This is a genomic window from Thiomicrospira sp. WB1, from assembly GCF_001507535.1.
Lineage (GTDB): Bacteria > Pseudomonadota > Gammaproteobacteria > Thiomicrospirales > Thiomicrospiraceae > Hydrogenovibrio.
Genome location: NZ_LQBN01000002.1, coordinates 347,976 through 359,633 on the forward strand (window position 1 = coordinate 347,976; position 11,658 = coordinate 359,633).

The following is an 11,658-nucleotide window of genomic DNA, read 5'->3' on the forward strand; positions in this document are numbered from 1 at the left end:
ATGAGCAAAATAATTGATTTGAAAGGGTCCATTTTATCGTTGACGGTCTTGAAGCTGTACGACGACCGGTTTGATGCCACGCGCGACGCGCTGGCACAAAAAATCGATCAGGCCCCGGATTTTTTTGTCGGCATTCCGGTGGTATTGGAGCCGCAGGTACCATTGGCCGATGCCACCTATCTGGCGTTACTGGTGGAGTTTCTGCATCAGAAACGCATGATTCCCATCGGCATTCGGACCGAAGACGAGCAGATCAAAGAGCAAGCCGAATACGCCGGACTGGCCGTTTTCCCCAACACACCCGATAAACCGTCACGGCCCAACCGCTCCAGCGAGCGCGGCAATGAAACCGAGGCGGGGCTGAAATCGGCGCTGATGATATCCGGGTCGGTCCGATCTGGACAACAGGTGTACGCCAAGGACCGCGATGTGGTGGTGATGGGCTCCATTAACCCCGGTGCGGAAGTAGTGGCCGACGGTCATGTCCATGTGATGGGCACGGTGATGGGCAAGGTCTTTGCCGGTTCGTCCGGTGAGACCACGGCGCGCATTTTTGCCAACCGCCTCAACCCGGAGCTGGTGTGTATCGCCGGCATGTATCAGTTGTCAGAAGACATTGATGAGCGGTTTAAAACCGGTTTTATGGAAGTGCGTCTGGAAAACGACAAGCTGGTGTTTAACCCGGAATGCCTCAATTAATCATTCGGTGGTTTCAGCCCCGTTTCAAAACGTTATAATACGCGAAAATTACTGCACGAAATGCAATAGGAGAATACAAGGTGTCACGAGTCATTGTTGTTACCTCAGGGAAAGGCGGTGTGGGCAAAACCACCACCAGCGCTAGTTTGTCGGCCGGACTGGCCAAGAAAGGCTATAAGGTCGCCGTGATCGATTTTGATGTGGGCCTGCGCAATCTGGATCTGATCATGGGCTGTGAACGCCGTGTGGTTTACGATTTTGTGAACGTGGTCCAGGGCGAAGCCAACTTGAAACAGGCGCTGATTCGTGACAAACGTGTGGAAAACCTCTACATTTTGGCAGCCTCTCAAACCCGTGATAAGGATGCGTTGACGGAAGAGGGCGTGGGCAAAGTCATTGATGACCTCAAATCCGAAGGGTTCGATTTCATTGTCTGTGATTCACCCGCCGGGATCGAAAAAGGCGCGCAACTGGCGCTGTATTATGCGGATGAAGCCATCGTGGTCACCAACCCCGAAGTCTCTTCCGTTCGTGACTCCGACCGAATTCTGGGCATTCTGCAGGCCAAATCGCGCCGGGCGGAATCCGGGGATGCGCCGATCAGTGAGCATCTGGTGCTGACCCGCTACAATCCGGAGCGGGTCGACAATGGTGACATGCTGGCCGTGGATGATGTGGTGGACCTGTTGAAGGTGCCATTGCTGGGCGTGATTCCGGAGTCTCAGCAGGTGCTGAATGCATCCAACGCCGGCGAGCCGGTGATTCTGGACGAACAGGCCGACGCCGCTCAGGCTTATATGGACGTGGTCGACCGCTTTCTCGGCGAGGAAAAAGAACATCGTTTTCTCACCACTGAGAAAAAAGGCCTTTTCTCGAAATTTTTTGGGAAATAGGAGGCGGAGATGGCATTATTAGATTATCTGCTGGGGCAGAAAAAACAAAAATCCGCCAGCATGGCCAAAGATCGTCTGCAGATTTTGCTGGCGCACGAGCGTGGAGATCGCCGGGCACCGGATTACCTGCCACAGATGCGGAAAGAAATTCTGGAAGTGATTGCCAAATACGTCACCATCGATCAGGAACAGCTTCAGATCTCGATTGATGAAGCCAATGGCTTTGAGGTGTTGGAGCTGAACCTGGTGCTGCCGGACGATCAGAAAAGTTCTTCTTGAATCCGCACCGCAGTCGTTGAAATAAAAAAACCGCCCTTGACCCTTGCGTCTCGGGCGGTTTTTTTATGGGGTTTGATTGGTTTGAACCCGTTATTCTTTGCCCAGGTATTGAATCTGTACCAGTGCACCAAAAATGGGGTGATCAAAGTAATGCAGCTCCCCGGATTTGATTTTGCGTGACTCCTTGAGCTGGAAATGCCAGTAGTCCGGCAAGGCTGTCACATCCATGTCCTGTTGTTGCGCAAAGTCTTGTCGTACCCGGCTGGGGATGCGGCGCTCCAGTCCCAGGTTCAGGCGGACGTGGGCAAAACGTGATTTGTAAAATTTGATCTGGCCAAACAGGCGAGATTGATAGGCGTTGCCCGGCAGGACTTCAATTTTAAACGGTTGGCTCTGGTCTTCCGGGAACCCCGTCATCACCCAGGCCTGGTGAAAAAGCTTGTTGTAGCCTTTTTCACGCGTCATCTTTTTGGCTTCTGTCGCCAGCCGATGGACTTTTTGGGGTAAAGGGCTCGGCATGCTGCGAAGCTCATTCCAATCTGGGAGGATGGCATCGGCGGTTTTCTCCGGCCAGTACTCTTCGGTCCAGCCTTTCAGCGCCAGGGTTTCAAACACGATGACTTCGACATGGTAGCGCGGCAGTTTGTCCTCGGCCTGAATCGAATTGCTCAGGGTCAACAGAGCCAGGCCGGTCAGGATCAGGTGGCGCCAACGATTGATGGGAGCGTGCGTTCGGTGCATCATCGGTTCCTTATGTATTGGTGTGAGCCGGGTCGGCATCGGGTTTCAGGCTGGCCGCTATGGTTTCGATGGCCGCCAGACGCTCGTCGACTTCCGGCATGTCTGCAAAGTATTTTAATTCACTCTGCCCTTTGAGTTGGTAATACTTTGGGTGTGCCTGGATCAGTTGAATCAAAGCCGCCGGATCAATGTTCGGGTGCGCACCGAACTGAATGCGAATCAGGCTGTCGTGTGCCTCGACTTTTTCCAGGTTGAGTGGGGCCAGTTTGAGTTTAAGAGCGGTGGCCTCCAGCAGGTGATGCACTTGCGTGGGCAACAGGCCGAAACGGTCGATCATTTCCACTTTGAGTTCATTCAGCGCCGCGGCATTTTCGGCGCTGGCAATGCGCTTGTAGAACACCAGTCGTGTGTGAATGTCGGGCAGGTAGTCTTCCGGGATCAGTGTGGGCACGCCCAATGTGACTTCGACGCCGGCATTCTGGGCCTGGTCCAGTGACAATGACTGCCCTGATTTGAGGGCCTTGACTGCCCGATCCAGTAGTTCGGAATAAAGACTGAAACCGACTTCCTGTATCTGACCGGACTGACCATCGCCCAGCAGTTCGCCGGCACCGCGGATTTCCAGGTCGTGGCTGGCCAGCATAAAGCCGGCGCCCAGTGTGTCATGTCTGGCGATGGCATCCAGACGCTTGCGCGCATCCTCGGTCATGGCGCGGGTACCCGGCGTAAACAGGTAGGCATAGGCTTTGTGGTGCGAGCGGCCGACCCGACCGCGCAACTGATGCAGCTGTGCCAGACCGAATTTATCGGCCCGGTGGATCAAGATGGTGTTGGCCGTCGGGATGTCGATCCCGGTTTCAATGATGGTGGAACACACCAGAATCTGGAAACGGCGATGGTAAAAATCCTGCATGACCCGTTCCAGTTCGGTTTCATGCATTTGGCCGTGGGCGGTACTGACGCGGACTTCGGGCAGCAGGGTCTGTATGTCTTCGGCCATGGCTTCGATCTTGTCCACCTCGTTGAACAATACATAGACCTGTCCCCCGCGCCGAATCTCGCGCAGACAGGCTTCGCGCACCACATCCCGGTTCCATTGCTGCACAAAGGTTTGAACCGCCAGTCGCTTGGCCGGTGCGGTGGCGATGATCGACAGATCCCGCAGGTCATTCATGGCCATGTTGAGTGTGCGGGGAATGGGCGTGGCAGTCATGGTGAGGACGTCGACCGAAGCACGCAATTTTTTCAGTTGTTCTTTCTGGCGCACACCAAACCGGTGCTCCTCATCAATAATGATCAACCCCAGATTCTTGAAATCCATGGTTTTCTGAATCAGCTTGTGGGTGCCGATCAGAATGTCGACGTTGCCAGCGGAAACATCCGCCATGATCGCCTGGGTTTCTTTGGCATTCTGAAAGCGCGAAAGTCCTTCAATGCGCATGGGCCAGTCGGCAAAACGGTCGCGAAAGCTCTCCAGGTGTTGCTGTGACAGCAGGGTTGTGGGCACCAGTATGGCGACCTGCTTGCCACTGTAGGCCGCAATGAACGCAGCCCGCATGGCGACCTCGGTTTTGCCGAACCCGACATCGCCACACACCAGCCGATCCATGGGGCGCTCGGCCCGCATGTCGGCCACCACCGCGTCGATGGCGGCTTCCTGATCGGGCGTTTCTTCAAACGGGAAGGCCGCCGCAAAGCGTGTGTAGGCGTCTTCGTCTGTGTCAAAGGCATGGCCTTTTCGCGCTTCACGCTGGGCATAGATGTCCAACAATTCCGCGGCCACATCACGCACTTTCTCGGCGGCTTTTTTCTTGGCCTTTTCCCATTTATCGGAGCCCAGCTTGTGCAAGGGAGCGGTGTCGGCATTGGCACCGGTATAGCGACTGATCAGATGCAGAGAGGTGACCGGGACATAAAGCTTGGCCTCGCCCGCGTATTCGATCATCAGAAACTCCTGATCCTCGCCCTGGATGGACATGGTTTCCAGCCCGAGGTAACGCCCCACACCGTGATCGTAATGCACCACCGGTTGGCCAATATCCAGCTCGATCAGATTGGCAACGGCTTGATCAAATTCATTGTGTTTGCGCCGCCGACGTCGTTTTTGAATGACGGTCTGCCCAAAAATATCTGCCTCGGCAATCAGGGCCATCTCCGGGGTCACCAGTGAGTGCTCCAACGGGCCGATCACAATGCGATAGGGGGTGCTCTCAGCGAGGGCGGCGTCCCAGTTTTCAGGTTGGCTGAGTTGGTTGGCGGCGACCAGTTTGTGTCGTTTGAGCAGGGTCACCAGTGTTTCCCGTCGACCCGCTGATTCGGCGACAAAAATCACCGGTGCGTGGTGCGCCTCGCGATACTGGTCAAGAAACGCGTTCAGGCGTGCCAGAGGGTAGTCGCTGTCGGATTGAATGCTTAAATCCGGCACAGGTTGCCATTGAAAACTGATTTTGTGTTTGTCGGCTTTTCGGCTTGCAGTGTCCAGATCGGCGATCAGGTGAATACGTGGCCGGGCTGCCAGTTCGCGCTTCAAGGCCTCTTCAGGCAAAATCAGCTCCTGAGGCGGAAGCACCGGGTAATCCGGATTATGGCGGGCGATGTCATAGCGTTCCTGAAAGTCGGCCCAGTTTACTTCCATGGCATGGCTCAGATCACCGGCCATGACCAGCTGGCTGGCCTCAGGCAGATAGTCGAACAGGGTGGCGGTCTGTTCAAAAAACAGCGGCAGGTAGTATTCCAATCCGTCCAGCGTGTGACCATTTTTAACGGTGCGATACAACTGGCTTTCCCGCACGTTTTCACCGAAATGAGTCAGGCATTGCTGGCGAAATTGTCCCAGTCCTTTGGCGCTGAGATCGTATTCCTTTGCGGGCAAAAGCTCGATGCGTTCAACCTGATCGGTGCTGCGTTGGGTTTCGGGGTCAAAACAACGGATGGTTTCAATTTCGTCATCAAACAGGTCCAGGCGATAAGGCCGTTCGGCCCCCATGGGAAAAAGGTCAATCAAGGCCCCTCGTATCGCAAATTCACCGTGCTCCATCACCTGGTTGACACGTTGGTAGCCACTGACTTCGAGCTGGTCAATCAGTGCGTCCACATCCAGCGTCTGCTCGGTGGCCAGCAAGAAGGTGTATTGTTCAATGAAATCAGCCGGGACGACACGTTGCATGAGCGTATTGATGGGCAGCACCAAAATGCCCTGTTGCATACGCGGTAATTGATAGAGTGTCTTCAGGCGTTGGGAAATAATGTCCTGATGGGGCGAAAATTGATCATAAGGTAATGTCTCCCACTCTGGAAATCCGATGACGGGAAGCGATGATGGCGCAAAAAACCGCAGCAATCGTGTCATTTGATCGGCGCCCGTCATGTCGGGCGTGAGCAAAACCACCAGGCCTGGTGATTTTTGCGCCCAGGCGGTGATGGCAAGGGCCTGTTCCGGCGGGTGAGGCAAATGCCACCACTGTTGTTCCGTCTGGGCGGAAGCGGTTTGAAATTGGGGCGACAAGAGGGAATAAGCGGTTTGTGACATAAAGGGCGCGAAACTTTTATAAAATGGCGGCCATTCTACCAAATGGGCTCTGACAAACGCATGAAATGTTTGCCCGCCACGCAACGGAAAAGGATTATGACATGGCTTCACGCTGGGTAACGCGCTGGGTCTTCACCTTATGGCATTATCAATGTTGGGCCACACGCGGGTGGGCGCTAGGGCTGGTGGCCCTGTTGTTGGGGTTAGGGCACATGGTGAGTGAGCACAGCCCTTGGCTGACACTGTGGCAGGCACCCCACTGGAGCACCTGGCTGATGGTGGTGGCTCTGACCGGCGTTGTGTGTGCGGTGGCGCTGGAATCGGTCAAGGTGACCCTGTTGCTGATGGGCATGACCGCTATGGTGATGCTGATAACGCTGGCCGGCGTGGGATTGCTTCGTCCAGCCCCTTTGGCCGTCGGGGGTGTCGCAGCGCACGCCGAGCTGCCGGCGGTGCTCGCCTGGGTGGTGGTGTGGATGATGGTAATGAGCAATGGCATTCACATTGTCATGACCTGGCTGCGGGAAATGGCACGCGGTCTGTACCAGCATGACGCCCTGGCTGAGGCACTGCAGTTAACCTTCGGCCCCGTTGCTCTGTCCAATCTTACCACGGCATTGGGGTTTGTGGCGGCGGCGGCTTTGGCACCGGAGCTGGTGGATTTGGCCTGGGTGGTGAGTGTGGCGGCCGGGGTGGCTCTGGTGGCCTATTTGAGTTTGTTTCCCTGGCTCGGGATGCGAACGGCGTTGCCTTTTCGTGTCGGCAACACAAATGATCGGCATGGCCTGATGCGTCTGACCCGTTGGATGCAACGCTACCCGCGCGGATTTCAGGCCTTGGGTTGGGGGATGACACTGATCAGTTTGGTATGGTTGCTTTGGCTGTTTGATTCGTTGTTTGCCGGTCAGGCAGTATGGGGATTGTTGCTGGTCAGCGGGTTGCTTTTGTGGGGCTATTGGCGCAGTCTGCGTCTGGCCTTGAACGTGGTGATGACCGTGGCCGTCTCCTTGTTGTGGCTAATGGCCGCCGTTCAGCTTGTGCAGCCATGGCAGCCGGGCTGGGCGATTTCCGATCTCGGTGTGCTGTTTGTGATTCCGATGGGAATGATTCTGGACGATGCCATCCATTACTACACGCGCTATCGCCGAGCCGAACGTCAGACCGTGCTCACAACGCAGGAGGCGTGTCACCGTTACGCCCTGAGTTCGGTCGGGCGCCCCATTTGGGTCACGTCTCTGGTTCTGATGGTTGGTTTGAGTGTTTTGGCGCTTGGCGGTCATGCCTGGACACAGGCCGTGGCGCTGGTAAGCATTTGTGGATTGTTGATCACGGCCTATCAATTATTGATCTGGCAACCGGCTCGGTCGATGGCGAAACGCGACGACCCTGAGATCATAAAATAAGCAAATTGAAAATCATTTATAAAGGTCATTGGTATTTTTAATTTCTCATTGCGCCCGGACTCAGTAAGATTAACACTTCATTAATTTCTGATTAACGCGTAGGAAGTGAGTTTATGGCGACGATAGTGATTGTAGGTTCCAGTACGGGTGGGTTGCCCATGGCGTATGATGTGCGCAAGCATTTGGGCAAAGAGCACACGGTCAAAGTCGTGAATGCGATTGATGAATTCCAGTTTGTGCCGTCCAATCCCTGGGTCGCTGTGGGCTGGCGAAAGCCCGAAGACATTTCGTTCAAGCTTGAGCCGCACTTGACCCGCAAGGGCATTGAGTTTTATCACCAGACGGCCACTGCCCTGGATGCCGACAACAACAAATTGACGCTCGATGATGGTCATGAAATGGACTATGACTATCTGGTTCTGGCAACTGGCCCATCTCTGGCGTTCCACGAAGTGGAGGGCATGGGCCCTAAAAGCCATGGCGGCCATACCGTGTCGGTCTGTACCACGCCGCACTCTTCCGAGGCCTACGAGCAGTGGGAAGAATTCTGCGAAAACCCGGGTCCCATTATTGTTGGGGCGGTGCAGGGCGCGTCCTGTTATGGCCCGGCCTATGAGTTTGCCATGATCATGGAAACCGATTTGCGCAAACGCAAAATTCGCGATCAGGTTCCGATGACATTCGTGACATCAGAACCCTACATCGGGCACCTGGGACTTGGCGGGGTCGGTGACTCCAAAGGGTTGCTGGAAGCGGAAATGCGCAACCGTCACATCAACTGGATCTGTAACGCCAAAGTCACCAAAATCGAAGACGGCACCATGTATGTGGACGAGTACAACAACCGTGGCGAAGTCATTGATCAGCATGAACTGCCGTTTAAATATTCCATGATGCTGCCTGCCTTCAAGGGCACGCAATTCCTGCAGGATCAGGCTCAGGGCGACGATGGCGGTCCGCTGGTCAATCCACGTGGGTTTGTGAAAGTGGACAACCTGAGCCGCAATCCGACCTATCACAACATCTATGCGCTGGGTGTGGGCATTGCCATTCCGCCGGTGGAGAAAACCCCCGTGCCGGTCGGCACCCCCAAAACCGGTCTGATGATTGAGTCGATGGTCACGGCCATCTGCCACAACATTGAAGACAGCCTCAATGGCAAAGAACCCACGTCCGAGCCAACCTGGAACACGGTCTGTCTGGCTGATATGGGCGATACCGGCGCCGCGTTTGTGGCCTTGCCGCAGATTCCGCCTCGCAACCTGACCTGGGCCAAGCGCGGCAAGTGGGTGCATCTGGCAAAAATTGCGTTTGAAAAATACTTCATCCGCAATATGAAATCGGGCAATTCTGAGCCGATTTATCAGAAATACATTATGAAAATGCTCGGCATTAACCGCCTGAAAGAAAAGTAAACCGTCTCTTGATGCAAACGACCCCGCTCCGGCGGGGTTTTTTGTGTCCATCTTCCGCCTTTTTGACCAGGCCTGGTCAAAACCCAATTCTGGCGTTGTGAGCGCCGGCCCTTTATAATGCCGACATGACGTTGGCCATCACCTTACATTACCTCGACTTACTGGGCACGGTTGCCTTTGCCATGACGGGTCTGCTCGCCGCAACGCGCCAGCAACTGGACTTGTTCGGGGCCATTGTCATCGCCATGGTGACCGCGGTCGGCGGTGGCACTTTGCGCGACCTGATTCTGGGGCAGCCCGTTTTCTGGGTGGGAGAAAACCTGTATATCTATGTTGTGGTCGTGACCACCTTGCTGGTGTTCGGCTACGCGCGCCTGCGCCCCATGCCCATGCGCTGGTTGATGTACCTCGATGCCCTGGGCCTGGCGACCTTCAGTGTGATCGGGGCTCAGAAAGCGATGGCGCTTGGTCATTCCGACCCGATTATCATTATGGCTGGCATTATGAGCGGTGTGGTCGGCGGCATGATTCGGGATGTGCTCATGGGCGAGGTGCCCCTGATTCTGCGTAAAGAAATTTATGCCACCGCTTCTTTTCTGGGGCTCAGTCTGCTATTGTTGCTGATCGATTTTGGCCTGGCGCAGGATTGGGCAGTGGTGCTGAGCGTTTTGACCATTCTGATGCTTCGCGTCCTGGGGCTGATCTTTAACATTGGGCTGCCGGTTTTTCGTTTTCGCGCCCATCCTGAAAAATAAAGTCGACGAACATGTTTCAATTGCCATACGAATTACTGCTGGGGTTGCGCTACACGCGGGCCAAACGTCGCAATGGCTTTATCTCATTCATTTCTTTCTCTTCCATGATCGGCATTGCCCTTGGCGTCACCGCGCTGATTGTGGTGCTTTCAATCATGAATGGGTTTCAAAAAGAATTGCGTGACCGGATCCTTGATATGACGCCACACATGACGCTGGCGGAACAAGGAGAGCGCCTGTCCAACTGGCAGACGCTGTATGGGCAGGTCCAATCTCTGCCTCTCGTGACCGGTGCGGCACCGAATGTCTCCGGCCAGGGCATGCTCAGCCTCGGCGGACGGGTTAAAGGGGTGATGGTGAAGGGCATTCTGCCAACATTTGAGCCCGAAGTGGCCAGTCTGTCTGAGAAAATGATCGCCGGCGAGATGAGCAGCCTCAAACAGCGCGACTACAATATGATCATCGGCATGGAACTGGCCAATGCGCTTGGTGTCAGCATCGGAGACAAAGTCACACTCGTGGCACCGCAGGGAAGCGTCTCGCCGCTGGGTATGATGCCTCGGCTCAAACGCTTTACCATTAGCGGTCTGTTTGAAGTGGGCATGCACGAATACGATTCCGGCCTGGCCTTCATCCATATGAGCGATGCCCAGCGCGTGTTCAAGTTGGGGGATCAGGTTTCTGCACTGCAACTTCAACTGGATGACATGTTTCTGGTGAATCGAGTGCGCCAGTCGATTGGCCTGACTGTGCCCAAAACCCTTTATGTTCGGGACTGGACGCAACAGCATGCCAATTTCTTTCGTGCCATCGAAATGGAAAAGCGCATGATGTTCATTGTGCTGGCCCTGATTATTATGGTCGCCGCCTTCAACATTGTCTCCACCATGGTGATGGTTGTCACCGACAAGCAGAAAGACATTGCTGTGCTGCGCACGATTGGGGCCAGCCCCAACAGTATTTCCATGATTTTTATGATTCAGGGGCTGGTCATCGGTGTTGTCGGTGCCTTGCTTGGCATCGCAGGAGGCGTGACCCTATCCTGGAACATTGATGTGATCATTCCATTTATTGAAGGGCTGTTCGGCTTTGAATTTTTCCCGCCGGACGTTTATTACATTTCCAAAATTCCATCCGATTTGCATTGGGAAGATGTGTACACCGTCGCGGGCGTGGCATTCGGTCTGACTCTGTTGGCCACGCTCTACCCGGCGCGGCGCGCTGCCAAAACCCGACCCGTGGAGGCATTACGTTATGAGTGATTGCATTCTCAAAGCCCGCGGGCTAAGCAAAACCTACCAGGACGGCGACCAGGTCACTCAAGTTCTGCAGCCGGTGGATTTTTACCTGAAATCACGTGAAAAGGTTGCGATTGTCGGGGCATCCGGGTCCGGTAAAAGCACCTTGCTGCATCTGCTGGCAGGTCTGGATGCACCTTCTGAAGGTGAAATCGTATTGATGAACCAGCCCTTTTCCGCTCAGCGTGAGGCCAAACGCGGGCGATTGCGCAACCAATACATGGGGTTTGTTTATCAGTTTCATTTCCTCCTGCCCGAACTGACCGCACTGGAAAACGTGATGCTGCCTTTGCGCATCCGTCGCACCAAGTTGACCGAGTCACGTGACAAGGCTCTGGCACTGCTGGATCAGGTAGGGCTGTCGCATCGACGGGAACACAAACCCTCTGAGTTGTCCGGTGGGGAACGCCAGCGCGTTGCCATCGCCCGGGCGTTGATCACAGAACCGGCTTGTATTCTGGCGGATGAACCCACCGGTAACCTGGACGACCGTTCGGCCGCGCAGATTTTTGATTTAATGCTGGCACTGAATGACAGTCATCAGACGGCGCTGGTCACGGTGACACATGATTTGACGCTGGCGGCCCGCATGGATCGCGTCTATCGTCTGCATGATGGCCACATGACCCTTTCCGATACGCACTGA

At 55.0% G+C, this 11,658-nt stretch carries 10 protein-coding genes; 8 read left to right on the forward strand and 2 right to left on the reverse strand.

The annotated features are described in order from the left end of the window. From minC to minE, 3 genes are all read left to right on the forward strand, one after another. Positions 1–699 carry a septum site-determining protein MinC gene (gene minC / locus AVO41_RS06020; RefSeq protein ID WP_068584213.1) on the forward strand — a complete coding sequence of 233 codons (699 nt, stop codon included), beginning with the start codon at positions 1–3 and terminating at the stop codon, positions 697–699. A gap of 80 nt (positions 700–779) precedes the next feature. Further along, the gene (gene minD, locus AVO41_RS06025) at positions 780–1,592 is read left to right on the forward strand and encodes a septum site-determining protein MinD (RefSeq protein WP_068584216.1); all 813 of its coding nucleotides are present in this window, start codon (positions 780–782) and stop codon (positions 1,590–1,592) included. 9 nt (positions 1,593–1,601) lie between these two features. Further along, positions 1,602–1,871, forward strand: coding sequence for a cell division topological specificity factor MinE (minE, locus tag AVO41_RS06030; protein WP_068584219.1), 270 nt, complete (start codon positions 1,602–1,604; stop codon positions 1,869–1,871). A gap of 90 nt (positions 1,872–1,961) precedes the next feature. Here the strand turns inward: minE and AVO41_RS06035 are convergent, their stop codons facing one another. Together AVO41_RS06035 and mfd are read right to left on the reverse strand one after the other, a co-directional pair. Then, the gene (locus tag AVO41_RS06035) at positions 1,962–2,612 is read right to left on the reverse strand and encodes a peptidoglycan binding protein CsiV (RefSeq protein WP_235584681.1); all 651 of its coding nucleotides are present in this window, start codon (positions 2,610–2,612) and stop codon (positions 1,962–1,964) included. A 10-nt stretch (positions 2,613–2,622) separates the two neighbouring features. Then, positions 2,623–6,141: a transcription-repair coupling factor gene (gene mfd / locus AVO41_RS06040; protein ID WP_068584805.1), complete on the reverse strand. Its 3,519-nt coding sequence runs from the start codon at positions 6,139–6,141 to the stop codon at positions 2,623–2,625. 101 nt (positions 6,142–6,242) lie between these two features. Between mfd and AVO41_RS06045 the strand changes: the two genes are divergently transcribed. From AVO41_RS06045 to AVO41_RS06065, 5 genes are all read left to right on the forward strand, one after another. After that, positions 6,243–7,544 (forward strand): hypothetical protein, encoded by a 1,302-nt coding sequence (locus tag AVO41_RS06045; RefSeq protein WP_153003495.1) that lies wholly within the window; start codon positions 6,243–6,245, stop codon positions 7,542–7,544. A gap of 113 nt (positions 7,545–7,657) precedes the next feature. After that, on the forward strand, positions 7,658–8,959 hold the full coding sequence (locus AVO41_RS06050; protein ID WP_068584227.1) for an NAD(P)/FAD-dependent oxidoreductase: 1,302 nt from the start codon (positions 7,658–7,660) through the stop codon (positions 8,957–8,959). A gap of 125 nt (positions 8,960–9,084) precedes the next feature. Next, entirely contained in the window at positions 9,085–9,714 is a 630-nt protein-coding gene (locus AVO41_RS06055) for a trimeric intracellular cation channel family protein (RefSeq protein WP_068584230.1), read from the forward strand. An 11-nt stretch (positions 9,715–9,725) separates the two neighbouring features. Further along, complete coding sequence (locus AVO41_RS06060; RefSeq protein WP_068584233.1) at positions 9,726–10,976, forward strand: lipoprotein-releasing ABC transporter permease subunit; 1,251 nt, start codon at positions 9,726–9,728, stop codon at positions 10,974–10,976. After that, the gene (locus AVO41_RS06065) at positions 10,969–11,658 is read left to right on the forward strand and encodes an ABC transporter ATP-binding protein (RefSeq protein ID WP_068584236.1); all 690 of its coding nucleotides are present in this window, start codon (positions 10,969–10,971) and stop codon (positions 11,656–11,658) included. Before AVO41_RS06060 ends, AVO41_RS06065 begins: the two co-directional genes overlap by 8 nt.